This is a genomic window from Neobacillus niacini, from assembly GCF_023715785.1.
Taxonomy (GTDB): Bacteria; Bacillota; Bacilli; order Bacillales; family Cytobacillaceae; genus Neobacillus; species Neobacillus niacini_E.
Genome location: NZ_JAMBOX010000007.1, coordinates 17,485 through 41,997, shown reverse-complemented (window position 1 = coordinate 41,997; position 24,513 = coordinate 17,485). Strand labels below are relative to the sequence as shown.

The 24,513-nt window shown below is 41.9% G+C and carries 24 protein-coding genes; 22 read left to right on the top strand and 2 right to left on the bottom strand.

Translation table 11 applies throughout. The features are described 5' to 3' along the window. The first annotated feature begins 138 nt into the window (after positions 1 to 138). From M3234_RS14025 to M3234_RS13935, 19 genes are all read left to right on the top strand, one after another. Positions 139 to 3,195, top strand: coding sequence for an efflux RND transporter permease subunit (locus tag M3234_RS14025; RefSeq protein WP_262305315.1), 3,057 nt, complete (start codon positions 139 to 141; stop codon positions 3,193 to 3,195). Positions 3,196 to 3,437: 242 nt separating this feature from the next. Continuing rightward, complete coding sequence (locus M3234_RS14020; protein WP_262305314.1) at positions 3,438 to 3,758, top strand: histidine kinase dimerization/phosphoacceptor domain-containing protein; 321 nt, start codon at positions 3,438 to 3,440, stop codon at positions 3,756 to 3,758. Between the two features lie 40 nt (positions 3,759 to 3,798). Continuing rightward, positions 3,799 to 4,461 (top strand): response regulator transcription factor, encoded by a 663-nt coding sequence (locus M3234_RS14015; RefSeq protein WP_262305313.1) that lies wholly within the window; start codon positions 3,799 to 3,801, stop codon positions 4,459 to 4,461. 173 nt (positions 4,462 to 4,634) lie between these two features. After that, on the top strand, positions 4,635 to 5,462 hold the full coding sequence (locus M3234_RS14010; RefSeq protein WP_262305312.1) for an electron transfer flavoprotein subunit beta/FixA family protein: 828 nt from the start codon (positions 4,635 to 4,637) through the stop codon (positions 5,460 to 5,462). Further along, positions 5,463 to 6,497, top strand: a complete 1,035-nt coding sequence (locus tag M3234_RS14005) for an electron transfer flavoprotein subunit alpha/FixB family protein (protein ID WP_262305311.1) — start codon at positions 5,463 to 5,465, stop codon at positions 6,495 to 6,497. Between the two features lie 153 nt (positions 6,498 to 6,650). Then, on the top strand, positions 6,651 to 7,295 hold the full coding sequence (locus M3234_RS14000; protein WP_262305310.1) for an HAD family hydrolase: 645 nt from the start codon (positions 6,651 to 6,653) through the stop codon (positions 7,293 to 7,295). 288 nt (positions 7,296 to 7,583) lie between these two features. Further along, positions 7,584 to 8,321: a GntR family transcriptional regulator gene (locus tag M3234_RS13995; protein ID WP_262305309.1), complete on the top strand. Its 738-nt coding sequence runs from the start codon at positions 7,584 to 7,586 to the stop codon at positions 8,319 to 8,321. 93 nt (positions 8,322 to 8,414) lie between these two features. Then, positions 8,415 to 9,257, top strand: a complete 843-nt coding sequence (locus M3234_RS13990) for a fructoselysine 6-kinase (RefSeq protein ID WP_262305308.1) — start codon at positions 8,415 to 8,417, stop codon at positions 9,255 to 9,257. A gap of 119 nt (positions 9,258 to 9,376) precedes the next feature. Then, entirely contained in the window at positions 9,377 to 10,663 is a 1,287-nt protein-coding gene (locus M3234_RS13985; RefSeq protein WP_262305494.1) for an ABC transporter substrate-binding protein, read from the top strand. Positions 10,664 to 10,741: 78 nt separating this feature from the next. Beyond that, complete coding sequence (locus M3234_RS13980; RefSeq protein WP_262305307.1) at positions 10,742 to 11,629, top strand: carbohydrate ABC transporter permease; 888 nt, start codon at positions 10,742 to 10,744, stop codon at positions 11,627 to 11,629. Positions 11,630 to 11,633: 4 nt separating this feature from the next. Continuing rightward, positions 11,634 to 12,527 (top strand): carbohydrate ABC transporter permease, encoded by an 894-nt coding sequence (locus tag M3234_RS13975; RefSeq protein ID WP_262305306.1) that lies wholly within the window; start codon positions 11,634 to 11,636, stop codon positions 12,525 to 12,527. Positions 12,528 to 12,674: 147 nt separating this feature from the next. Further along, entirely contained in the window at positions 12,675 to 13,688 is a 1,014-nt protein-coding gene (locus M3234_RS13970; RefSeq protein WP_262305305.1) for an SIS domain-containing protein, read from the top strand. A gap of 92 nt (positions 13,689 to 13,780) precedes the next feature. Continuing rightward, entirely contained in the window at positions 13,781 to 14,794 is a 1,014-nt protein-coding gene (locus M3234_RS13965; RefSeq protein WP_262305304.1) for an SIS domain-containing protein, read from the top strand. Between the two features lie 24 nt (positions 14,795 to 14,818). Further along, positions 14,819 to 15,802, top strand: a complete 984-nt coding sequence (locus tag M3234_RS13960) for an SIS domain-containing protein (protein WP_262305303.1) — start codon at positions 14,819 to 14,821, stop codon at positions 15,800 to 15,802. Positions 15,803 to 15,958: 156 nt separating this feature from the next. Next, positions 15,959 to 16,264 carry a hypothetical protein gene (locus tag M3234_RS13955; RefSeq protein ID WP_262305302.1) on the top strand — a complete coding sequence of 102 codons (306 nt, stop codon included), beginning with the start codon at positions 15,959 to 15,961 and terminating at the stop codon, positions 16,262 to 16,264. A 191-nt stretch (positions 16,265 to 16,455) separates the two neighbouring features. After that, positions 16,456 to 17,427 carry an oxygen-dependent tRNA uridine(34) hydroxylase TrhO gene (gene trhO, locus M3234_RS13950; RefSeq protein WP_262305301.1) on the top strand — a complete coding sequence of 324 codons (972 nt, stop codon included), beginning with the start codon at positions 16,456 to 16,458 and terminating at the stop codon, positions 17,425 to 17,427. Between the two features lie 130 nt (positions 17,428 to 17,557). Next, entirely contained in the window at positions 17,558 to 17,875 is a 318-nt protein-coding gene (locus tag M3234_RS13945) for a hypothetical protein (protein ID WP_262305300.1), read from the top strand. A 306-nt stretch (positions 17,876 to 18,181) separates the two neighbouring features. Next, entirely contained in the window at positions 18,182 to 19,123 is a 942-nt protein-coding gene (locus M3234_RS13940) for an alpha/beta hydrolase family protein (RefSeq protein WP_262305299.1), read from the top strand. Positions 19,124 to 19,277: 154 nt separating this feature from the next. Then, positions 19,278 to 19,460: a Fur-regulated basic protein FbpA gene (locus tag M3234_RS13935; protein WP_262305298.1), complete on the top strand. Its 183-nt coding sequence runs from the start codon at positions 19,278 to 19,280 to the stop codon at positions 19,458 to 19,460. A gap of 27 nt (positions 19,461 to 19,487) precedes the next feature. Here the strand turns inward: M3234_RS13935 and M3234_RS13930 are convergent, their stop codons facing one another. Next, complete coding sequence (locus tag M3234_RS13930; RefSeq protein ID WP_262305297.1) at positions 19,488 to 20,063, bottom strand: cysteine dioxygenase; 576 nt, start codon at positions 20,061 to 20,063, stop codon at positions 19,488 to 19,490. A 10-nt stretch (positions 20,064 to 20,073) separates the two neighbouring features. Beyond that, positions 20,074 to 20,997 (bottom strand): DMT family transporter, encoded by a 924-nt coding sequence (locus tag M3234_RS13925; RefSeq protein ID WP_262305296.1) that lies wholly within the window; start codon positions 20,995 to 20,997, stop codon positions 20,074 to 20,076. 334 nt (positions 20,998 to 21,331) lie between these two features. Between M3234_RS13925 and ortA the strand changes: the two genes are divergently transcribed. Genes ortA through M3234_RS13910 form a run of 3 tightly spaced genes read left to right on the top strand, consistent with a single transcriptional unit; the run spans position 21,332 to position 24,435 of the window. Further along, the gene (gene ortA, locus M3234_RS13920) at positions 21,332 to 21,631 is read left to right on the top strand and encodes a 2-amino-4-oxopentanoate thiolase subunit OrtA (RefSeq protein WP_262305295.1); all 300 of its coding nucleotides are present in this window, start codon (positions 21,332 to 21,334) and stop codon (positions 21,629 to 21,631) included. Between the two features lie 32 nt (positions 21,632 to 21,663). Then, positions 21,664 to 23,079: a 2-amino-4-oxopentanoate thiolase subunit OrtB gene (gene ortB / locus M3234_RS13915; protein ID WP_262305294.1), complete on the top strand. Its 1,416-nt coding sequence runs from the start codon at positions 21,664 to 21,666 to the stop codon at positions 23,077 to 23,079. 24 nt (positions 23,080 to 23,103) lie between these two features. Continuing rightward, a complete protein-coding gene (locus M3234_RS13910) occupies positions 23,104 to 24,435 on the top strand; it encodes an aspartate aminotransferase family protein (protein ID WP_262305493.1) in 1,332 nt (443 codons plus the stop codon). Positions 24,436 to 24,513 lie beyond the last annotated feature (78 nt).

The following is a 24,513-nucleotide window of genomic DNA, read 5'->3' as shown; positions in this document are numbered from 1 at the left end:
TTGGAAATTGTTTCTAGGTCTCAGGTCGCAGGTAATTTTACAGCAGCCGCCCGAGGCTGGACAGCAAGTGAAAATCCTATAATGATAAAAGTAATCTAGAAAAAGGGGAAACCAAACAAGTAACGGAGGAGAAAAGTTATGCAGTCATGGATTAAATTTTCTTTAAAAAACGCAGGGGTTATTTTTATCGCGATGTTAATGGTGATCGCGGGCGGCATTTATTCCGTCAAAACGATGAAGATGGAATCGATGCCTAATGTCGACATCCCTTATATTATCGTCCAGGTTCCATATGTTGGAGCCACACCGGAACAAGGATTGGAGGATATAGGGAAGCCGTTGGAAACGACGCTGTCAGGAATCAAAAAACTCGATAATCTTTATGTTGAATCACACAGTAATGCAGTCGTCGGAATTCTTGAGTTTGAGATGAGCAAGGACATGGATGAGGCGGAAAAGGAAGTGACGACAGCTGTTGCTTCGATTAAGCTGCCGGATGGGGCTCAAAAACCTCAAATTATCAAGGATGGCCCTTCGGCGATGCCGGTGTTTCAATTTGCACTTTCATCGGACACTGCCAATCAGTCCGACCTTACTCAATATATCAATGAACACATCAAGCCGGCCTTAACCAGAATTGACGGGGCAGGAGCCATTGATATTAATGGTGAAACGGAAAAAGAAATCGCCATCAAGCTTGATTCGGAAAAGATGAAGGAACACGGGATATCTTATGAAACCGTGAAGCAAACATTTATCGCTCATCATTTTGCGTTTCCGGCGGGGCAAATGAACATTGATAATAAAACCTTGAATGTCCAGGCTGATTTCAAGCTGGGGTCTGTGCAAGATGTGAAGGATATGAAAATTCTGGCCCAAGGTCCTCAAGGTATCGTGAATGTGAATTTGTCGGAGATTGCCGATGTCTCTTATAGCAATAAAAAAGAACAGGTATACACCCGTTTGAATCAGAAGCCGGCTGTTTTGGTGGAAATGAAGGCACAGCCAGGCTCCAATACAGTTGAACTCGTAAGCAAGGCGAAGGAAGAGTTGGATAAATTGGATCTTCCTAGCGGCTATACCTTAACCAAATTATACGATACTTCAAAAGAGGTAAAAACATCAGTAGACGGGATGCTTCGCGAGGTATTGTTGGGTACATTGTTTGCGGTTATTGTGACGTTCCTATTTTTGCGGAATATAAGGGCAACTATTGTCGCTGTGCTTTCGATTCCATTATCGATTTTGGCTTCGATGGTGACATTGAAGTATTTTGACTACAGCTTAAATATGATGACCCTAGCGGGAATTGCCGTCGCTGTCGGCCGGGTTATTGATGACTCGATTGTTGTCATTGAAAATGTGTACCGCCGCACCCTGATTAGTCCGAAACGGGATGAGCGGTTGGTGTTGACAGCTGCAAAAGAAGTGGGCGGAGCGATTACCTCTTCGACGCTGACAACGATTGCTGTGTTCGGACCGCTTTCGTTTGTACCGGGGATTGTTGGCAAATTCTTTGCGCCCTTTGGCATCACGGTCATCGTTGCCCTCGCGTTTTCATTGATTGTTGCGTTGACGGTCGTTCCGCTGTTGGCGAAGTTATTTTTACTAAAAATTAAACATAAAGAAGTGAAAGAAACTTGGTTTGAAAAAGTCTATAGGAATACGCTGGGCTGGGTATTAAATCGCCGTGCGATAACCATTGTGCTGGCGGTGGTCATGTTTGCTGGTTCACTCGCTTTAATTCCGATGATACCAATGAACTTTTTACCGCAGGAAAAAGCCGTTTCCTACAGGTTAACAGGTGAATTACCTGAAGGAACTTCGTTGGAAAAGGCTAATGGGCTGGCAAAAGAAGTAGAAAAGGTGTTAGCAAAAGAAAACCATATTAAAAATGCTCAGACGATTGTGAGCGGCGACAGAATTTATTTTTCCATCGATTTAAAGGATGATTTATCGAAGGAACAAACGAAGGATTTTGAAAAGAGTGTCAAATCCAAGGTTAATAAATTGGATGATCAGATGAAGGTAGCCCTTGCACCAGTAGGGCTGGTCGGAACAAGCAGTCTAGGGCTAATTGTTGAGGGCAGCAATGCCAAAAATTTAGAGGCCGCCGGAAAGATGATTGTAGATAAGATTAAGGATATTGACGGGTTGGAAAATGTAAAATCGAACCTTACTGGTGAGAAGGAACAGCTGCAGTTATCGATTAATGATCAGAAAGCGGCTGAAAAAGGCTTGAGTCCGATCATGGTGGCCGCCTTCGTAAGAGAGTTGATTGCAGGTAACCAAGTGGGACAGATTCAGGTTGAAGGGAAAACAACGAGTGTTAATTTGTTATTAAACAATGGTTCGGGGAACTCCGTTGATGATATTTTGAGTCAAAAAATCATGAATCCACTGGGACAGCAAGTAACTCTTTCTGAAGTAGCAACACTATCGAAGCAGCCAAGTCCTTCAGCGTTGTACCGATTAAATCAGGAGCAATATGTAGAGGTTTCTGGCCGAATTACGACCGATAATTCGTCAGGCGTGCAGGCAGAAGTTGATAAGCGGCTTAAAGCGTTAGATTTGCCGGACGGGGTAACCTATCGTTCCGTAGGCCAGGCGCAAGCGATGAATGAAGGCTTTATCAATATGGGCGTTGCGATGGGCGTTGCAGTTGTGCTTGTGTTTATTGTGATGTTAGTGGCGTTTGGAAATACGGTGATGCCGGTTGCGATTCTATCATCCTTGCCGTTCTTGTTCTCAGGCGGATTGCTCGGTTTGTATTTGACGAAGCAAGCACTGGGGATGCCGGCGCTGGTTGGATTCTTAATGTTAATCGGAATTGTTGTGACCAACGCGATCGTGTTAATGGAACGGGTGAAGCAGAATGAGAAACAGGGAATGGAGATTAAAGCAGCCTTGTTAGAGGCGGGGAAAACACGTCTTCGCCCTATCTTGATGACGGCGCTGGCGACGATCGGCGCGCTGATGCCTTTGGCTCTTTCTAGTGATGCTGGATTGATTTCGAATGCTTTGGCCATTGTCGTTATTTCCGGGCTGTTGACTTCGACTTTATTAACTTTAGTGATTGTCCCAACGACGTATCATATTATGCGGTCGATTCAGGCTAAGTTTAGAAGGAAGAATGAGACAGTAGTGCCAGCATCTACAAAAGGTGTGGCAAAGATGACGGGGCTATTGAAATAATTGTAGTGAAGACGGAAAGAGAAGTGTTTAACTGCACTTCTCTTTTTTAGCTAATCAGAATTAATATCCATAAATTCTGAACGCATATAATGCAACTACGCCTTTGTCTTCGTCCTAACGGAATCGCCAGTCGGCGAGTTTTCATTTATGACCAATTTCATGACCTTCAGACACTTTGGAATATGACTTTTCATGGTTATTGTAGAGATATAAAGGGGAATGGGGAAAAGGAGGAATTTCGCTTGAAAAGAAGAAATGTTAAGTATGGAGTTTTTATTTCCGTATTGGCCATCATTGCGTTCCTATCCAGGAAGAAATCTAAGAGTGCCTTGAAACAATTTTCTAAAAGAATTGAAGACCTGACCATAATGGAAGAAAAGAACCAGGCATCGCAGGATTTGCATAACAGCATTGGTCAAACTTTTACGTCAGTGATTACCAGTTTGGATGCTTTGCCATTCCTGATGAAAAAGAGTCCGGAAGAGGCTGAAAAAAATATAAATGAAATGGCTAACCTGGCCAGAAAAGGCCTGGATGAGGTAAGAAAAACCATTCATTATTGAGAAAAAGGATTTACCCGTTTAAAAAGGAAGTGTCGAGAAAATGATTAAAACAATTATCGTAGAAGACCAGGAGCTGATCCGGAAAAGTTTGAAGATCGTATTGGAAAGCATCTCGGATATCAGTATTATCGGTATGGCAGCCAACGGAAAAGAAGCCATTGAATTGTGTGAAAAAGAAAACCCCGAAATTGTATTAATGGATATCCAAATGCCGGAAATGGATGGGGTCAAGGCAACGGAAGAAATAAAAAAGCGCATGCCTCATATTAAAGTCATCATTTTAACGACTTTTCAAGATATTCATTATGTCATGAACGCGTTAAATGCCGGAGCTGAAGGGTACATTTTGAAGGCAGTCGATCCGCAGTTTTTAGTAACCGGGATTCAAATGGTTTATCATGGCGGTTCGTTGATCCCGCGAGAGCTTGCCAAAGAGGTTTTTCAGTCGCTGAGTTCTAACGAGGCGATGGGCCTGGGCGAAAAAGCTTCTGCGGTTAACACCTATGAATTAAATCAGCAGGAATTAAAAGTGTTAAAGTATCTGTCACAGGGCCTTTCCAATAAAGCCATTTCGGAAAGAATGTTTTTGTCCCTTGGTACGGTAAAGAACTATATTTCCAATATTTACTCGAAATTGGATGTCAAAAACCGGTCATCCGCGATTATGAAAGCAATTGATGAGAAAATAATTAAAGAGAAATGAACCACAGGGACAGTTCCGCTGGCGTTTTAACCAGGAAAAAGCCAGGAGAACCGTCCCAGTGGTTTTTTTACTGAAAATTACGAATGTGGAGACATCTTGTTTAATAAAGTAGTGGTAACGGACTAAATATGACTCTTGATTGAAAGCGATAAAAAAGGAGGGGTAAAATTAAAATGCTGCATATTGTAGCCTGTATCAAGCAAGTGCCTGACACGAAAATTATCAAGATGAATCCAAAGACAAACACGATGGACCGCAGGACCGCGCCTGCGATTTTGAATCCATATGATGCCCATGCGGTGGAAGAAGCGGTCCGTCTAAAGGAAAGGTATGGAGGGACCGTGTCTGTTGTTACAATGGGTCCGCCTCCAGCAGTAACCGCGATCAAGAAGTGTATTGAAATCGGTGCCGATGAAGGCTATTTGATTACGGACCGCCGGTTTGCCGGGGCCGATACCTTGGCAACGAGCTATGCTGTGACCAAGGCGATTGAAAAAATCTCTAAAGAAAAGCCCGTCGATTTGATTATTTGCGGAAAAATGTCCATCGACGGCGATACCGGGCAAGTTGGCCCCGGAATTGCTAGAAGGCTCGATATTCCGCCGCTCACTTCCGTGAACAAAGTAGTCGAACTCAATCCAGACGAAAAATATGCCATTGTCCACCGCAAGCTCGAGGACGGCTATGAAGTTGTCCGCTCGACATTGCCATGCTTATTTTCTGTCGAAAAAACCATCAATGAAGTGCCGTATTCTCCGCTTCCCAACATGTTAAGGGCTGCAAGATATCAACCGCATATATGGTCTGTAGACGACCTCGAGGATGTGGACATTAAGCAGCTTGGTTTGAAGGGGTCACCGACAATTGTGTCGAAGGTTTGGGCTCCTCCTAAACCGGCAGGGGGAACGTTCCTTGAAGGCAGCCCGAGGGAACAAGCAGAGCAGCTGCTTTCGGTTGTGCTGGAAAAGAAGGAACTTTTTCAAGGCAAGGGGGGAATGTAGATGGACTTCAAAGATTACAAAGGTGTTTGGGTATTCATTGAACAAAAGGACGATCAGGTTGCCTCTGTATCCCTCGAACTGTTGGGAGCCGGACGGAAATTAGCAGATAAAAGGGGCGTAGAATTGGCAGGCATTTTAATCGGGGAGAATGTTAAACATTTAACGAAGACGGTTTTTGAATACGGGGCCGATACCGTCTATTTATATGATCAGCCGATCTTTAAACATTACCGGACCGAGTCATACATGAAGGGCGTTCTGGATTGCTCGGATAAACATAAACCGGAGATTATCCTGTTCGGGGCTACCTCAACAGGTAAGGATCTGGCAAGTGCGGTGGCAACTGACCTCCCGACAGGCTTGACGGCCGATACGACGGAGCTTGATGTGGAAGAGGATACGGGGTTGCTGCTGGCAAGTCGCCCCGCTTTTGGCGGTAACATTATGGCAACGATCCTATGTAAAAAATATCGGCCGCAAATGGCGACTGTCCGCTCGAAAGTCATGAAGGCACTTGAACCAGAGCCTGGGCGAGCAGGCAAAATTGTGGAAGAAACCATTTCCTTAAAAGAAGACGACATTCGCACAAAAGTTTTGGAAATCGTAAAGGAAACGGTAAGGAAGGTCCGAATCGACGAAGCAGACATTATTGTTGCCGGCGGTAAGGGATTAGGTAGCTATGAGGGATTCCAGCTCATTCACCATTTGGCGGAAACGATTGGCGGAGCGGTTGGCGCGAGCAGGGATGTGGTCGAAGCGGGCTGGATTGACCATGCCCATCAAGTCGGGCAAACTGGTGTAACGGTCACGCCAAAAATTTATTTTGCGATTGGCATTTCCGGCGCAATTCAACACATTGTCGGCATGAAAAACTCCGGTTTAATCATTGCCATTAACAAGGACAAAGAAGCTCCGATTTTCCAGAACTGCCATTATGGTATTGTAGGCGATGCCTTTGAGATTGTCCCTATCCTCATCGAAATGTTTGAAAATGCTTTATCCAAGGAGAAGGTAGATATTGCGAGCAAGGGTTGAATCAACTGGACCGGACATGTTGCCCATGTTCGGTCCAGTTGGTTTGTGGGGTTAAGAGGATGTAAGTGAAAAATTTCAAAAGTTTGGTAAACAACAAGTTAGTGTTTATAATAGGGGTATCCAATAAAAATAATAGAAAGGATTGAAGAATGATTGACTATTAAAGCGGTTATCTTTGATTTTGATGGAACGATTATTGACACAGAATCCCTTTGGTATAAGGCTTTTAAAGAAGTGCTAAGGGAGAAATATCAGTTAGACCTTGCGCTTGAGGAATTTGCAAAAGGGATTGGAACCTCAGACGGAGGACTTTATCAATACATTCAAACACAAGTTAGAATGGAGATAAACAAACTAGAAATTAAACAGTTAGCGCATGAACATTATTCAAAGTATAGACAGACGCTGGAGCTTCGTGAAGGTGTGGAAGAAAAGCTGCAAGAAGCAAAAGCGCTTGGGCTAAAGATAGGCTTGGCATCCAGTTCCGACAGAAAATGGGTAGAAGGCTACCTTCGGGAATTTAACCTTATCGATTATTTCTCTGTTATAAAAACAAAAGATGATGTCTTGGAAGTAAAGCCGAATCCCTCTCTGTATCAGAAGGCGTTGAAGGAATTGGAAGTGGGAGCTAATGAGGCGCTAGCCATTGAAGATTCATTGAATGGAGCAGTTGCTGCAGTTGAGGCAGGAGTTAAATGCATTGTCATCCCAAATGACGTGACGGCCCATTTGGAGTTTCCGGAAAGTACCATTCGTTTCGAATCATTTAACGAATTCGATTTCAAACAATTCTGCTGATGGAGATAGGGAGTAGGATTAAATTTTCTAAAAAATAATGTTGACAATACAGAAAATTTAAATTATTCTAAAATCATCCAAGACCATCCACACACTACTTCCTTTCTTTTTTCGGATTGAAAGCGCTTCATATTTCTCTAACATGTTATAGCACCTGGTCATTTTTATTAAAAAAAACGTTAAAAATGGTATATACCATTTTGTTCTTGGAAAATTGATTAATGGACTGGGTATAATCGGATTCATTATAATAGGAATATAACAATAATTAAATCAGGAGAATGGAAGATGAGCAGGGTGTTTAATGATGAAGAGACAGTCCCTTTTTATAAGCAGCTAAAAAATAAAATTATGGAAGATATTGAGGGCGGTAAGCTAAAGCATGGTGACAAGCTCCCTTCAGAAAGGGAATTGGCCGAGCAGTACCGAATCAGTCGAATGACAGCAAGGCATACATTATCGATTCTGGAGAGGGAAGGGGTCGTTGAACGGCGTGTAGGTGCCGGAACCTTTATTACCAATAACAAAATTACCATGGACTTTGTGACATTTAACAGTTTTACGAAAAACATGTTAAATAAAGGGTTGATTCCAAGTACACAAATACTTTCCATCGGCAAAAATGAAGCAAATGCTAAACTGGCTCACAAACTACAAATACTGCCGAGAGAAATGATGATTGTCATTAAACGATTGCGTTTCGTCAATGAGACACCCATCGCGATTGAAGAATCGTTTATCCCGGAAAAGCTTTGTCCCGGGCTCGATCGGATGATAGAAGAGAACCAATCCTTATACGAACTGCTAGAAAAAGAATTTGGGATCGTTCTTGTAAAGGCGAAGGAATATATGCAAGTGACCTTTTCCGACGAAAGTGAAAGTAAATTGTTAAAAATCCGTTCTGAGAGCCCTTGTATCTTTCAGGAGTCAGTTGCCTTCGACCGAAATAATACCGAAATCGAATTTTCGACTTCTCTCACTAGAAGTGATATCGTCAAATTCTATTCCGAATTAAAACTGAAATGATTATTTTCACTTCAAAATAAATATAATGGTATATACCATATTGCTTAATGCCACAAATGGTATATACCACTTATCGATAAGGAGGGACCGTTGATGAAAGTTATTGGTGTTGGTGATAATGTGGTCGATAAATATATGTACAAAAAAACGATGTATCCAGGAGGAAATGCCCTAAACTTTGCTGTTTATGCAAAGCAGCTGGGGATTGAAGCCGCTTACCTCGGTGTGTTTGGAAACGATCGTGCGGCTGACCATATTATCGAAACCTTAAAGGCGTTGGAAGTGGATATTTCCCATTGCCGTCAGCACGAAGGGGAAAATGGCTTCGCGGCCGTAGATTTAGTAAATGGTGACCGGGTTTTCATCGGCGGGAATGATGGTGGAGTGCAAAAGCATTTTCCGGTTATCCTTTCAGATGAAGACTTGGAATATATTAAAACCTTTGATATTGCTCACAGCAGCATTTACAGCGACATGGATTCAGAGTTACATAAATTAAAAACATCAGGTGTTTTGGTATCATACGATTTTTCTAGTGACTATAATGATCATTCGCTAAAAAAGAATTGTCCCTTTATTGATGTCAGTCTGATCTCCTGTGGACAACTGCTGGAACCGGATGTTGAGAATCTATTAAAACAAGTTTATTCCTACGGCAGCCAGCTGGCGATTGGGACGATGGGTTCCCGCGGGTCAATTGTCTATGATGGAGATGCATTTTATCGGCAAAAGCCGCATTTTGTCCAGCCTGTTGATACCCTTGGTGCAGGAGATTCCTTTTTTACTGCTTTTATTCTCCATTATCTTGCTGGTAAAAAGCAAAATCCGGCAGGCGATCACGCTGTCCTGCTGACTGAGAGTTTAGAAGCAGGAGCAAAATTTGCAGCGCAAACCTGCTTGGTAGACGGTGCTTTTGGTTACGGTATTCCATTTTAATTTCCCTATCTAAAATGAGGGAAATAAAATAGTGAAATATATCTTGCGGGGGTGGATAGATTAGTAGCTATTTTCAATAGTTTAGTAGAACAAAATAAGGAGGATTAATAAAAGTGAAAATGAAGGCGAAATTGTTATTAGTAGTAATGTTAATTATGTCACTCGTTGTTGCAGGTTGTTCTAGCTCTTCTTCCAACGAAGAGGAATCTGGAAAAGTTGTCTTAAAGTTCCTCCATAAGTGGCCCCAACCAGAATTTGCTCCCTATTTTGAAGAAGTCGTAAAAGAGTTTGAAAAACAAAATCCCGATATCAAAATTAAAATGGAAGCCATTGCAGATGAGCCGATTAAAGATAAACTTCGTGTCATTCTAGGCGGCAATGAAGTACCGGATATTATGTTCTCCTGGTCAGGTGAATTTGCCCGCAAATTTGTTCGTGCTGATGCAGCTTTGGATTTAACCCCATATTTAAATGAAGATGCAGCTTGGAAAGATGGCTTTATTCCTGCATCACTACAGCCTTTCTCATCAAATGGAAAGAATTATGGTATTCCGTTACGATTCAACGGCAAGTTCTTTATCTACAACAAGGAAATATTCGAAAAATATCATTTGGAAGCCCCTAAAACATGGGATGAATTTTTAGATGTTTTAGAAACACTGAAAAAGGGCGGAGAAACTCCGTTAATTCTTGGAAACCAAAGCCCTTGGGCAGCCATTCACTACTTAACGGGATTAAACCAAAAGATGGTTGCACAGGATGTCAGAATGAAAGACTATAATCCTGCTTCAGGAGAATTCACGGATCCTGGCTATGTAAAGGCGATGGAAATGTTCGCTGATTTAAATAAAAAAGGATATTTTATGAAAAATGTTAACTCCAGTTCACATGATATGGCCAAGCAATTGTTTTTTGCAGGTAAAGGAGCCATTTTCTATGTAGAGCTAGAGGAATTCCCTGATGCGGACAAAAATATGAAGGGCAACTGGGGCTTCTTCCCAATGCCGGACATCACTGAGGGCAAAGGCAGCCAGAAATATATTACAGGTGCCCCAGATGGATTTATCGTTTCTTCGAAAACAAAGCATCCAGATGAAGCAATAAAATTCCTGAAATTCCTGACAAGTAAAGATAATGCCTTAAAGCTTGTAAAACAAATTGGCTGGCCAAGTCCAATTGATGGAGCAACTAACCCTGACACCGCTCTTAAGGAAGTGGCGGAAGGTGTCGAATACATGAAGCAGGCGGAAGGTATGGCAGAATGGCTTGACACAGATGTACATGCCAAGGTGGCAGACGTTTATTTGTCTAATATTCAATTGTTGCTTGATGGGTCTAAATCTCCGGATAAAATCATTAAGGAAGTTCAAGATGTAGCCAAACAAGTAAAAAGCGAAGTGGAGTAAGAAAGAGGACGCGCTTGATTGCAAAAAATGCTGGGTAGGCAGGAAAGTCCTGTTTACCCCCTCTAAGGAGGCCAATGGATGATAAAAACATTTCGTAACAGACGAACCGCCTTACTCTATATCGTGCCGGCACTCCTGCTAATTCTGTTCTTTGTATTTCTGCCAATTGTATTAAACCTTTATAACAGTTTATTTAGGTGGAATTCCTTTGATGCCGGGAGAACCTTTGTCGGTTTAAAGTATTACGTAAGGCTTTTTCAGGATCCAGTTTTTCTGATTGCCTTAAAAAACAACTCGCTTTACGCTATTATTTCGTTGGTATTTCAGGTAGGCGGCGGGTTAATAATTGCGGCTATATTGGAAGATAAATTGATTCGCAGGTTCCAGCCATTTTTCCGAACTGTGTTTTTTATTCCCTCTGTCATTTCAATTGCCGTCGTCGGCTTATTATGGCAGCTGCTTTACAATCCTGAAGTCGGCTTGGTGAATGGGGCATTAAAAGCAATCGGCCAAGCGGAATGGGGACGGTCCTGGCTTGGCGATAGTGAGGTGGCCATTTACGCAGTGGTGGCTGTATCACAATGGCAATACACAGGCTATATGGCCATGTTATTCTTGATTGCCATGCAAAAAATACCTCTTGAATATTATGAGGCAGCCATGATAGATGGTGCTTCCAAGATAAAAACATTCTTCAACATTACGGTGCCGCAAATCAAAGAAATGCTGTTGGTAGGCTCAGTCATTACCGTGATTGGTGCTTTTAAGGTATTTGATGAAGTCTATATCATGACTTTCGGTGGGCCGGGGCGTTCGACAGAAGTTTTAGGCACAATGCTTTACCGTGCTGCCTTCCGAAATGACGAAATGGGTTATGCCTCTACCATTGGGACCGTTGTTTTTGTCATTACCCTGGTGCTTTCATTAATCCAGATGAAGCTTGGGAAATCAGGACAGGAGGTGTAGGCAGATGAGTCAACCCGCAGTAAAGACAAAAAATCTAACAGAACTCAGTCCTGGTGGTACCCATTTCGGCACAAAATTGAAGGATCGAATGTTTCAAGCTGGTGTCCTTGTCTGGTTTAGTCTGTTTGCCCTGGTCATCATCTATCCGATGTTTTGGCTGGTTATAAGTGGCTTCAAATCCAATAGTGACTTTTTTCTAAACACATGGTCGCTTCCGGAAGAATGGCATTGGGGCAATTACATATCCGCCTGGGATGCGGGAATTGGACACTTCTTCCTTAATAGTGTACTGGTGACGGTTGTTTCGGTTTTGGCAGTGGTAGTACTGGGATCGATGGCTGCCTATGGGTTGAGTCGGTTTCAATTTAGGGGTCAAAACATTCTACTGATTCTCATTCTAAGCGGTTTAATGTTGGCGCCGCAGGTCAGCTTGATTCCGCTATACAAACTGCTACAGGGGCTGGGACTTTATAATACGTATTGGGCATTAATCTTGCCGTATGTAGCGTTTCAATTACCCTTTTCCATTTTCTTGATGCGATCTTATTTTCTCTCCATCCCGAGGGAACTGGAGGAGTCGGCGATCATCGATGGCTGTAATAGCTGGAAGGTTTATTGGCACATCATTATCCCGATGGGTAAACCGATTATTGCATCTTGTGCTTTGTTAACAGGCATGAATGTATGGAACGAGTTTATGTTTGCGTTAGTATTTGTGGAGGATTCCAGTCTTCGAACCATTCCAGTCGGGTTAATGAACCTAAGAAGTCAGTTAAACACCAATTTTGGCATCCAATTGGCTGGGTTGGCGATTTCTGCACTTCCAATGGTCATCGCCTATATCATCTTCCAAAAACAGTTTGTCCGTGGTTTAACAGCCGGAAGTGTTAAAGGGTGAGAAATGAGTAAAAAGTGTCTTCAGGCAACTGAATAGGGAGGTGTTTACCTTTCCTATTCTGCCTGGGACATGTTTTTTTACCATGAATGGTACAAATGGTATATACCAAATGAAAGTCAAATGTTAAAAAAATTGGAGGCAGGACAGATGTTAAAATTTGATCGTGAGTTATTTTTACAAAAGGTGGGGCAGGAAGCACTAGCGAAACGAGAAGAAATTGAGAAGGTTGTCGATGAAGTATCTGCCAAGGGGTTCAAGAATATTTTCTTAATCGGCTCCGGCGGGACGATTGCGCTGATGTATCCATATGAGTATATTTTTAAGTCCAATTCTACGCTGGAAGTACATGCTGAAATCGCAGCTGAATTACTAGTGATGAACCACCGTCATCTATCAAAGGATTCGGTTTGTATTTTTGCTTCCGTTACCGGGACAACAAAAGAAACAGTGGCTGCCGCACAATTCTGTAAAGATCAGGGTGCAACCACGATTGGACTGGTAGCAAAACCTGGCACACCACTTGCAGAGAAAGTTGATCATTGTATTTTGGCTTCAGATGAAAAGCATTCGTTTGATACATTCTTTGTATTTTTGCAATTGTTGACATTCCGGTTCATCCATAACCATGACGAATTTCCGCAATATGACCAATTTGCTAAAGAAATTGCCCTTTTACCAGAAGGCATAGTTCAGGCGCTTGAAGCGTTCGATTCACGCGCTGAACAATTTACCATTAAGCACAGAGATACCGGCTACCACATGCTAGTAGGTGCAGGGAATCTTTGGGGAAACACCTACTCTTATGCCATGTGCATTTTGGAAGAAATGCAATGGATTAAATCCAAATCCATTCATGCAGCTGAATTTTTCCATGGAACACTCGAGCTGGTGGAAGAGGATACAAGTGTAATCCTTTTTAAAGGCGAAGATGAAACACGTCCATTAGTAGAGCGCGTTGAGCGGTTTGCAGAAAAGATTACGAAGGAACTGTTCATTATTGATACTAAGGACTATCGATTGAATGGAATCAGAGCAGAGTTTCGAAAGTTTTTTGCCGTCAACGTCAACTGGGCATTAACAGGTAGACTCAGTGTCTATTTTGAGAGGGAAAGAAATCATCCTTTAGAGCTTAGAAGATATTATCGAAAAATGGACTACTAAAAAGCTGCGTTATGGCAAAATGAACGGACGTTTCGTTTGTTCATTTTGCCTCTCAGAGTGCACCATCAGATAGAAAAAGGAGGATTAACACGATGTTTAACTTTGATACTGAAAGATTTTTGGGAATTCAAGCTGGTGCTGTGCAATTAAAGGATGAGTTGAATCAAGCAATTGACGTTGTAATGGAAAAAGATGTGGAAAATGTCTTTTTCGTCGGTACCGGTGGGGCGACGATTCTTATGTATCCAGCACAGTATATTTTAAAAAATCATTCCACATTGCCCGTCTTTACGGAAATTTCTTCTGAACTGATGTTAATGGATCATCAATTTTTAGGAGAAAAGTCGTTGGTGATTCTGCCTTCTCTGTCAGGTACGACAAAAGAAACGGTTGCGGCTGCACAATTTTGCAAGGAAAAAGGCGCAACAACCATTAGTCTAGTCGGGCACGCGGACACTCCTTTAGGTCATTTAACCGATTATACCTTTGTGAATTATGCTGCTGATGATACCTCATGTGAATCTTTCTACATCCAATCCTACTTGATTGCATTCCGGGTGATGTATAAGCGGAATGAATTTCCTCAGTATCATCAATTTGTCGAGGAAATGAAACAGCTTCCGGCAGTTTTATTGAAGGTTAAGAGTGCAACTGAACAGCGTGCCGCTGACTTTGCCCGAAAACATAAACACACGCCATATCACATTCTTTCCGGGACAGGAATTGACTGGGGGCAAACCTATTATTACGGAATGTGTATTTTAGAAGAAATGCAATGGATTAAAACCCGCCCGGTTCATGCATCCGATTTCTTCCACGGTACGCTTGAATTGGTCGAAGAGGATACAAGCATTATTTTATTAAAGGGTGAGGATAAGACCCGTCCGCTTGCTGAAAGGGTCGAACGCTTTGCAAAGCACTACTCGAAAGAATTAACCGTTTTTGATACAAGGGATTATGAACTTGACGGGATTTCTGCTGAATTGAGAAGCTACCTATCCCCAATTGTTTTGGCCACCTTACTCGAGCGGGTTAGTTGCCATTTGGAGGAGCAGCGAAAGCATCCACTGTCGACGAGAAGATATTATAAAAAGGTTCCATTTTAACCATTAAAGGAGGGAGAAAGAGAAATGGCTGCAAAGTTAGTGCTTAAAAATCAAGTAAAGCAGGCGTTAGCTGAGGTTGAGGAACGGAATGTAAAAAATATATTCTTTGTGGCATGTGGCGGTTCATCGGCAATCATGTATCCCAGCAAGTATGTTATGGATCGTGAAGCAAAACAGCTTGATGCCCATTTATACAATTCCAATGAATTTATCCATCGCAATCACGCAAAGTTAGGAAACCAATCTCTTGTTATCCTCTGTTCCCATTCCGGTACAACCCCGGAAACGGTGGCTGCAGCAAAATTTGCCAGGACAAAGGGAGCGTTGACAGTATCGTTAACGAATGAAGAAGGGTCATCACTAGTCCAAGAATCCGATGTTGTTTTAAAATATGAATGGGGCGAGGAGGCGGATGCTCTCACGACCAATTATTCTGTCCTCTACCAGCTTGTGTTTGGGGTATTGAAGGTATTGGAAAATAATCAAAAAGCAGATTTAGTCGAAGCCAGTCTTGAACACCTCCAAACCCTTTACGATAAGGCTGCCAACGCATATGCCCTGAAAGCCAAGGATTTTGCTCAATCTTATAAAAATGAAAAGATCATTTATACGATGGCAAGTGGAGCAAATTTTGGTGTGGCCTATTCATTTGCAATTTGTATTTTGATGGAAATGCAGTGGGTTCATTCTCACGCCATCCATGCCGGAGAATACTTTCATGGTCCATTTGAGATTCTGGATGAAGATGTTCCATTTATCATTTTACTTGGCCTGGATGAAACAAGGCCTTTGGAAGAAAGGGCCCTTGAATTCTCGCGTCGCTATGGAAAAAGATTGGTGGTTCTTGATGCCAAAGACTTTGATTTCACCGGGGTTTCCAAAGAAGTTCAAGGCTATATCGCACCGCTTGTCCTGAATCATGTATTAAGAAAATTTGCCGATCAGCTTGCAGATGTACGCAACCATCCACTGTCAACAAGACGGTATATGTGGAAGGTAGAGTACTAGAACATATAACACACCGAACATGTTGCTGCATGTTCGGTTTTTTTATCGCCGTATATGATTTTTGTTGCGTTTGTTATTGGTTGGATTAGGAGAATGACGGATGATGTTGTATGATAAAAAACATGATTAAAATAATAATTATGAGGAGGACAAGTCATGAATGAGGATCAGCATGAACTGCTGTTAAAGAGAGCCATTGCGGTGGCGCCAGACTGGTTAAAAAATGATATTGAAAGCATAGTCAGCAAGGAGCCTCTTTCAGGTGCAAGCTATCTTATTTCGGAATTGCATCACACCTATACCTTTAGCATTAGGCATATTCTATCTGCACGCCACCTAAATAGTGAGTGGTCAGAGGTTTCCAGAAACCGACTGAACTTTATTGATAATAACATTGATATTATTGTGGCCCTATACTATGACGTGAAAAATAAATTGAAATCAGGGAATATGAAACCGTAGAACCGAACATTTATCGGTTCTTTTTTATGCGAAACCAACCAAAATCGACTGGCAAAAAGCTTTGCATATGTAAGGAAGTCATCCTTTTCCCATGCATTTACATTGAAAAAACCTGCTTAAACCTGTAAAATACTTTTTATATTTTTGAGTTTAAAAAGTAGACGATTATAAAATAGTAGGTGAATTAGAAAATGACAACTCAAAAACCTTACAAGGTACTTTTATATTACATGTATGTTCCCATAGAAAACGCCGAGGAGTTTGCTGCCGGCCATTTGAAGTTTTGTAAAGAACTTGGCTTAAAAGGGCGCATACTCGTAGCAGATGAAGGAATTAATGGAACCGTATCGGGAACGATTGAAGCAACGGACGAATACATCAAAACGATGAAAGCCGATGCCCGTTTTGCCGAAATGGTCTTTAAAGTGGATGAAGCTGAACAACATGCTTTTAAAAAGATGCATGTTCGTTACAGGAAAGAGCTTGTGACTCTCCGTTTGGAGGATGATATCGATCCTAATGTGACAACAGGAAAACACTTAAGCCCGACAGAGTGGTTGGAAGCGATGCAGGATCCTGACACTGTTGTGATCGATGCACGTAATGATTACGAATATGAATTGGGCCATTTCCGTGGGGCGATTAAACCTGAAATTAAGGCGTTCCGTGAGCTGCCGGATTGGATTCATGAGAATAAAGACATGTTGGAAGGAAAAAAAATCCTGACTTACTGTACAGGCGGCATTCGCTGCGAGAAGTTTTCCGGCTGGTTGGTCAAGGAAGGGTTTGAAGACGTGAGCCAACTTCACGGCGGCATTGTGACCTACGGCAAGGATCCAGAAACAAAAGGGACCCTGTGGGATGGTCAATGCTACGTATTTGATGAACGGATCAGTGTTCCAGTTAATCGGATTGAGCATGTGGTTGTAGGCAAGGATTACTTTACAGGCGAGCCATGCGAACGTTATGTCAACTGCGCAAATCCGGAGTGCAATAAACAAATACTCTGTTCGGAAGAAAACGAACACAAATACTTGCGCGGCTGTACTCATGAGTGCCGTGTCCACCCAAGAAATCTGTATGTGAAAGAACATGAACTCACACCGGAGCAAGTGGAAATGAGATTAAAGGAATTGGAAAAAGAAACCCCAGTACAAGGCTAAAAGATACTTCTTTTGGCCTTTTTTTATATAATTTATCAGCCTTTCATTTCCAGACATGCAATAAAGTTAATTGATTTCATGCTTACTGGTAATACTAAGATTTATCAGTAAATGGTAAGGAAGGGTACCGATGCCGCGAAAATCTGCACAAACTGTTGAGGAGACTGAAAAGGAAACCGATACTCCAAATGAATGGAAGAATGATAATGAAGTAGAAAAACTGACACGTATGCTTGGTGCTGTATTAACGTATATGACGGATGATGAATTAGTGGAAATTGACATCGAAGGCCTTATTGATCAAACGGAAGGACTTCGAGATTGGTGGAACGAGTATCAGGAGAGCAATAAAAAACAACTAGAGGATGAAATTAAAAAATCACTCGGGGAACTGTCGCTAAAAGAACTCCAAAAATTCCAGGAGAAGATAAAAGAAAAACAGAGTTAATCAATTAAAGCCATGTTTTTGTTAATCATGGCTTTTTGGCCTGCTCTTTTACTTTTTAACATTTAAAGTTTGACGACGAACCTGAAGCTCAGTTCTTATCCCCGAAGTACTCCACTAGCGCTTTAGTAAGGGCATCCATTTCCTTTTTGAAAAATAAGAGATGATTCCCTATTAGTCTTAACTTTCAAGTGGTTGATTGTAAAATTCATTCTAAATGTAAGAAATAAGAGCAGGTCTTTTTGATAATAATGTCGAAATGTTAGGAATAGTATTTTAGTACTAGACAAAAAGAAGGGGAGAGAATTGATGGGGGAAAAAACGTTAGTTCAAGAAAAAATTGTGATTGGGGCCGGGACAAAGTACCCGCTTAATGGCATGCTGACCATTCCAGAAAACACGGCTGGGCCCGTCCCTGCTGTTGTATTGGTTCACGGTTCAGGTCCAAGTAATATGGACGGAAATGTAGGAAACAATTATGTTTTTAGAGATTTTGCCGAAGGGTTGGCAGAAAGAGGGATTGCGGCCATTCGCTACGACAAGAGGACCTTTGTGTATGGAAAAGAAATGAAGCACGATGGCGGATTGTCTGTGAAAGAGGAAACCATTGAAGATGCGGTTCTTGCTGCTGAGTTATTACGTAATGATTCCCGCATTGATAGGAACAAAATTTTTATTATCGGCCACAGTATGGGTGGGATGCTTGCTCCGAGAATTGACTCGGAAGGTGGAAATTTCACGGGAATCATCATTATGGCCGGGTCGCCGCGGACATTGGAAGAAATTATGATGAGCCAAAATGACGTTGTGTTAGACTCGCTGAATAGGTTTGTGCGATTCATTGCCAAGAAGCAGATAGCCGCTTTAGCATCCAAGTTTGAAAACATCTACCATTTGAGTGATGAACAGGCAAAGTCAACCCCTGTTATGGGCAAACACCTTATGGCCTATTATTTTAAAGAGGCAGGGGAACATCCATCCAGTCAATATCTTAAAGACTTGGATAAACCCATATTCATCATGCAAGGGGAAAAGGATGTCCAAGCCTCATTAGAAAAAGATTTCAATGGGTATAAAAGTATTCTGGGCGACAAGCCAAATGTAACATATAAACTATATTCTAATTTGAACCATCTTATGATGCCATCCATTTATGGGGAACTTTTAAAAGTACAAAAAGAATATAAAATTGCACAGAAAGTTGATCAGCAAGTGATAAGTGATATCGCGGACTGGATTTTAGCAGTTTAGGTATTGAAGTATCGACTGGCACTATTCTATGTTTAGTGCCTTTTTTTCGTTTTATTTCCATTTCCTACTTTACAGATGGGAATTATAAGTTTATAATATAAACTAAGTTAGGACGGAATAAAATAGAAGTTTTTGAAAACAAGGAGTGTTTCTCATGAGAACGAACGACGATAAAAAGCGTCAAAAACTAATCAATAAGCTGATTTTTCTAAACGTCTATAAAATAGAAGATCAACAACTCTATGAGATGCCACTTCGCAAACTAGAAAATGAGTATCGGAGATATAAGCTGCAAAACCACCCGCATGGTGAGTTTGGCTCGATTCAGTGGGTGTAAACTATAAAAAAAAGGAAGGACCCGATGTCACTCGGGTCCTTTTTTAGCATTCCTCTTAAGTTGAATCTCTTTCACCTTTTGAACTTGCTCCTCAGGCCACCATGCCCCACAATCATCTGATACGACACAGACTGCACACTTTTGCAAGTCATAAACCATCATCCCGGTAATTGGAGGAGAATAAAGGTGAAGGGTAACCAAGTCTGTTCCCTGGGAAGCCTGCATTTGATGAATCCCTTTTTTCGGAGCATACAAATATTGACCTCTATCTTGATACTCATGAAATAACTCAGTAGGGAGCCCATCTCCGTTTAACTCAAACACTGTATTTTTGGTCATCCCGGAAATGACTTGAATCCAGCCGTGCGATTGGCCATGGTCGTGCGGGGCGCACTCCAATTCTGACCAGTTCATCACGAGGAGTTCAACCTCGCTATTTTTATAAAGAAGCTTCCGATTATACGGTTTGCCGTCTGCAGGCTCTGGCAGGTGTTCAAAATCATCCAGAGTCAGGTTTATTTGTAAAAGAGCGTCCTTTAATTCGGCTTGTGAAGGGCTTATTAACGGATCTAATACCCCTTTGATTCTTGTTGTCAAAGTCATAGTTGTCCTCCTATCGAGGTTTTTTCTTAATGAGGTTTAGCAAGAGTGGCAAAGGCTGACCGTTGACCATGATTACTCCAATAATAATTATGATTCCGCCCGCCACACTTATGAGTAAAACTTTTTCATTCAGGATCAATACCGCTGCAACTAAAGTGGCGATGGGTTCCAAATACAGGAACATCGAGACTTTGGTAGCCTCCAAAATTTCCAGAGCCTTGGCCCAATACCAATAGGCAATTCCCGAAACAAAGATTCCGAGAAAAAGTAGGTGAGTCCATTCCGATTGAGTTAGCAGGGAAAGAGATTCCCAGCCCCTATTTCGGACTAGAAATGGTGTTGTCAGCAGTAAGCCCAGCAGACTCATATAAAAAGTGACCAATAGTGGTGGATATGGAATTCCCAAGCTTTTTAACAGTACGGAATAAACTGCCCAGTTTAATGTGCTCAGCATCATGAGAACGAAGCCAAGATTTATCGTAAACTGAATAGATTCTCCATTTCTGGCTGTTGTAATCAACAGGACTCCGAAGATGGCCAAAACGATCCCCGCCGCTTTCGCAAAACTTATTTTTTCATGTAAAAAAAGAATCGACAAAATGAAGGTAAACACAGGAGAAAAAGAGATGAGCCATCCGGCAGAGGAGGCACTAATCGTTAACAATGCGCTTGCCTGCAGCACTTGATGAACAAAAACTCCAAGTACGCCCAAAATCAGTAGGTGAGGAATATATCTGAGGGAAACATGTAACCGGATCCGCTGAAGCAGTAATAATAATAGCAAAAAGATTACGCCTATTCCAAATCGAAGAACTAGCAATGAGAAGGGGTCCAGCTTACCAAGTAAAGCCTTTGTCGAAACAAATGATACGCCCCAGAAACTAATGGAAAATGTCGCATATAAAGTAGCTGTTAATCTTTTACGATCAATCATGCGGAGTATTCCTTTCAGCACCAAACATTCTTTCTATCATTTTATGCATGTCCAAAGTAAATAGACCAGTAATCTGAGGTTAAGTCCGGGTGCTTAAAGTCGTAGTTTTAAAGAAAAAAGAGAAGCAGCACGTGGTGGTATTTAATCTAAAAATAAATCTCACTTTAGTTTAAATATTTTGAATTGTTGTAAAATATCAAAAGTTATGTTTAAATAAAACTGCTAAACTTTATTAAAATGCCACTCCTAAGGGCAAGTGGCTCTTAAGGGAGGGACGGATCGAAAAATACCTATAGGAGATTCCTAAAATCGCGAAAAATGAGGAGGGCTTTGTATGGAACAAGTAAACAAAGGTACATGGGTGGAAATCCATCGGATATTGTTACAACCTGAAGAACGAAGTGACCGGCTTCCTGAAGATTCCAAATCTGTGCCTTACGAAATGAGAGCAAGGGGATTTTTACTAGAAGAAGCGTTGCTTAATGACGAGGTAACTATTAAAACGCTTAGCGGACGAGTGATTTCCGGCAGACTGATTCAGATAGAGCCTTGTTATGAACACAGCTATGGACCGCCAGTCTATGAATTGTTGAATATAGGCGATGAAGAAAAACGGATGCTTGAAACTAAATAATGAACCTAGTTTATTAAGAAATGAGGGATCCAATGTTAACTGATGTAGCTTATCAAGAAGTTATGAACCGTAAAAATGAGATTATGCAACGCTCCTTAAAAATAGATTATGACCAATTTAAACAAGGGCAAATCGGCTTTGATTATGAAAAAATGATGACCCAACTTGGTTATTCCTTGGAAGATGTTGCTCGTATCCAAAAGGAGAACCAAGTAGGAAATACGCCTCTACTCGAATTAAAGAATCTTACCCAGCTAGTCCGGAGAATTTCTCCCAAAGGCAAAGGTGCTACGATCTTAATGAAGGACGAAGCAGCAAATCCGTCCGGCAGTTTTAAAGATAGGCGGGCCACTTTAGCCGTTCACGAAGCGAAGAAAAAAGGTTTTTCGGGAGTGATTGCCGCCACAAGTGGAAATTATGGTGCGGCAGTTGCCAGCCAAGCAGCAAAACAAGGGCTGAAATGCATTGTGCTTCAAGAGACCTATGATAGCCAGGGGTTGGGGCAGCCTGAAATTTTAGAAAAGGGCAGAAAATGCGAGGCTCTAGGAGCGGAAGTGATTCAGCTAACGGTAGGACCGGAGCTGTTCTATATGGCACTTTTGTTGCTTGATCAGACACAATACTTTAACGCTTCGTTATATTCTCCGTACGGAATCGCAGGGATTGAAACGTTAGGTTATGAAATTGGGCAGCAAGTGAAGGAGCAATTTGGGAAAGAACCTGCAGCGGTTTGTGTCACACATGCTGGCGGAGGCAATGTGACAGGAACGGCACGGGGGTTAAAGAAGTTTGGAAATAATCAGACCGAAATCATCGGGGTATCTGTTGATCTTTCGGGGCTGCATATGGCTTCTGACAGGGATTTTAATCGAAAATCATTCACTACAGGCCACACAGGTTTTAGTTTTCCTTTTTCGATTGATCCGGATCGTTCGGATGTACCAAGGAATGCTGCTCGGCCGTTACGGTACCTAGATCGATTCGTCACTGTGACACAGGGGGAAGTTTTCTATGTAACCGAATTATTAGCGAAACTGGAGGGACTCGAAAGGGGGCCCGCTGGAAATACGTCTTTGGCTGCGGCATTGGTCCTTGCCCAACAGTATGATGAAGATGAAATTATTGTTGTCCAGGAGTCCGAATATACCGGAGCAGGAAAACATCCGATTGCGCAATTAAACTTTGCCAAGAAGCAGGGCGTAAAGATCATGAGTGGAAACCAAAAGGAGAATATTCCGGGCTCGGTTATCGCGATTCCAGAGCATATTGAACAATTGGATGTCAAGAATGCCGATTTGGATAGAATTCGAACCTCCTATTTAAGAAATGTGTTAAAAGATGTAGACAGTCAGAGATTGACCGATTTGGATAAGGCATTTTTAGCTCAAGAGGTTAATAAGGAGCTTGATTATATTGAAGACTACTTGAAGAGCGTGAATAATTGCTAAAAAGGAGCGGAACACGTGAATAAAATGAGCAGCGCCAATTGGCTAGAACGTGAAACGAGCGTTCTTTCACCAGGGATGAGACTTCCGTTTTTTCCACTAGTCATAAAGGAAGCGAAAGGTGAAATAATCAGAGACCACGACAATAATGAATGGATTGATTTTTTATCCAGTGCTTGTGTCACAAACACAGGGCATGCGCATCCTTTTATTATTGAAAAAATGAAGGCACAGTTAGATCAATTAGTCCATTATAATCCTGCATACGCCAGTCACGAACAAATTGTATCCCTTTCAGAAGAGCTTATTCGTATAACACCAGGTTCATTTCCAAAACGGGTGACGTTTGGCTTATCAGGTGGGGATGCTAATGATACGGCCATCAAATTAGCAAGGAGTTATACAAAACGTTCTAAAATTATCGCCTACACCCGCTCCTACCATGGCAACACATATGGGGCTTTAAGTATCTCGGCAGTCAGTCTTCCGATGAGAAAAAACATGGGACCATTATTACCGGACGTTTACCATATCCCATTTCCTGATGTTTATCGCTCGCCATTCCATAGTGAAGAAGAAAGTAAACGTTGTATCCTGGCGATTGAGCATTTATTTGAGACAGTGTGTCCTCCTGAGGAGGTTGCGGCGATCATTATTGAACCGATTCAAGGCGACTCAGGCGTCTTAGTTCCGCCGCAAAGTTATATCAACGCTTTAAAGCAATTAACCGCCAAACACGGAATCCTAATTGTTGCGGATGAAGTTCAAACAGGATTTGGTCGAACGGGTGAATGGTTTGCAAGTACCCACTTTCAATTAGAGCCTGATTTAATCGTATTAGGCAAGGCAATCGCGTCAGGCATGCCCCTTAGTGCAGTGGTAGGCAGAAGCGAAATTATGAATTCTGTGGAACCTCCATCTGGAGCTTTTTCACTAGCAGCGAATCCCGTCGCATGTGCAGCCGCTTTGGCTACGATCCAAGTGATTGAGGATGAAGATCTTGTCAGTCGTTCCAACCTGCTGGGACAATATATTCAGGGGTACTTCCTTAGATTGCAAGAAAAGTTTGAAATGATTGGTGATATAAGAGGAAAAGGATTAATGATTGGTATTGACCTTGTGGAAGATAGGAATTCAAAAATTGGTAGCAGTTCAATGGCGGCTAAAATATGTTGGCGCTGCTGGGAAAAAGGTTTATTTTTAACTTTCTTTTCGGGTTCTGTGTTGCGAATTGCACCGCCCCTAACGATTTCCGAAGCGTCTCTAGAAAAGGGATTACGTAACATCGAAGAAGCCATTAAGGATGTCCAACAAGGCCGCGTTTCGGATGAGGTCCTTGATAGAGTAAAAGGATGGTAGGAAACGGACTGCGGACCAAATTAAGCATGATAAAGGAAAAGATTAACCCATTTATTTGGCGGTATTACAGGATGGTTT

What these genes read in the sequence shown, in the direction of transcription:
- M3234_RS14025 (WP_262305315.1), top strand. Translation starts at nt 139, where the DNA reads ATGCAGTCATGGATTAAATTTTCTTTAAAAAACGCAGGGGTTATTTTT.
- M3234_RS14015 (WP_262305313.1), top strand. Translation starts at nt 3,799, where the DNA reads ATGATTAAAACAATTATCGTAGAAGACCAGGAGCTGATCCGGAAAAGT.
- M3234_RS14010 (WP_262305312.1), top strand. Translation starts at nt 4,635, where the DNA reads ATGCTGCATATTGTAGCCTGTATCAAGCAAGTGCCTGACACGAAAATT.
- M3234_RS14005 (WP_262305311.1), top strand. Translation starts at nt 5,463, where the DNA reads ATGGACTTCAAAGATTACAAAGGTGTTTGGGTATTCATTGAACAAAAG.
- M3234_RS13995 (WP_262305309.1), top strand. Translation starts at nt 7,584, where the DNA reads ATGAGCAGGGTGTTTAATGATGAAGAGACAGTCCCTTTTTATAAGCAG.
- M3234_RS13990 (WP_262305308.1), top strand. Translation starts at nt 8,415, where the DNA reads ATGAAAGTTATTGGTGTTGGTGATAATGTGGTCGATAAATATATGTAC.
- M3234_RS13985 (WP_262305494.1), top strand. Translation starts at nt 9,377, where the DNA reads ATGAAGGCGAAATTGTTATTAGTAGTAATGTTAATTATGTCACTCGTT.
- M3234_RS13980 (WP_262305307.1), top strand. Translation starts at nt 10,742, where the DNA reads ATGATAAAAACATTTCGTAACAGACGAACCGCCTTACTCTATATCGTG.
- M3234_RS13975 (WP_262305306.1), top strand. Translation starts at nt 11,634, where the DNA reads ATGAGTCAACCCGCAGTAAAGACAAAAAATCTAACAGAACTCAGTCCT.
- M3234_RS13970 (WP_262305305.1), top strand. Translation starts at nt 12,675, where the DNA reads ATGTTAAAATTTGATCGTGAGTTATTTTTACAAAAGGTGGGGCAGGAA.
- M3234_RS13965 (WP_262305304.1), top strand. Translation starts at nt 13,781, where the DNA reads ATGTTTAACTTTGATACTGAAAGATTTTTGGGAATTCAAGCTGGTGCT.
- M3234_RS13960 (WP_262305303.1), top strand. Translation starts at nt 14,819, where the DNA reads ATGGCTGCAAAGTTAGTGCTTAAAAATCAAGTAAAGCAGGCGTTAGCT.
- M3234_RS13955 (WP_262305302.1), top strand. Translation starts at nt 15,959, where the DNA reads ATGAATGAGGATCAGCATGAACTGCTGTTAAAGAGAGCCATTGCGGTG.
- trhO (WP_262305301.1), top strand. Translation starts at nt 16,456, where the DNA reads ATGACAACTCAAAAACCTTACAAGGTACTTTTATATTACATGTATGTT.
- M3234_RS13945 (WP_262305300.1), top strand. Translation starts at nt 17,558, where the DNA reads ATGCCGCGAAAATCTGCACAAACTGTTGAGGAGACTGAAAAGGAAACC.
- M3234_RS13940 (WP_262305299.1), top strand. Translation starts at nt 18,182, where the DNA reads ATGGGGGAAAAAACGTTAGTTCAAGAAAAAATTGTGATTGGGGCCGGG.
- M3234_RS13935 (WP_262305298.1), top strand. Translation starts at nt 19,278, where the DNA reads ATGAGAACGAACGACGATAAAAAGCGTCAAAAACTAATCAATAAGCTG.
- M3234_RS13930 (WP_262305297.1), bottom strand. Translation starts at nt 20,063, where the DNA reads ATGACTTTGACAACAAGAATCAAAGGGGTATTAGATCCGTTAATAAGC.
- M3234_RS13925 (WP_262305296.1), bottom strand. Translation starts at nt 20,997, where the DNA reads ATGATTGATCGTAAAAGATTAACAGCTACTTTATATGCGACATTTTCC.
- ortA (WP_262305295.1), top strand. Translation starts at nt 21,332, where the DNA reads ATGGAACAAGTAAACAAAGGTACATGGGTGGAAATCCATCGGATATTG.
- ortB (WP_262305294.1), top strand. Translation starts at nt 21,664, where the DNA reads ATGTTAACTGATGTAGCTTATCAAGAAGTTATGAACCGTAAAAATGAG.
- M3234_RS13910 (WP_262305493.1), top strand. Translation starts at nt 23,104, where the DNA reads ATGAGCAGCGCCAATTGGCTAGAACGTGAAACGAGCGTTCTTTCACCA.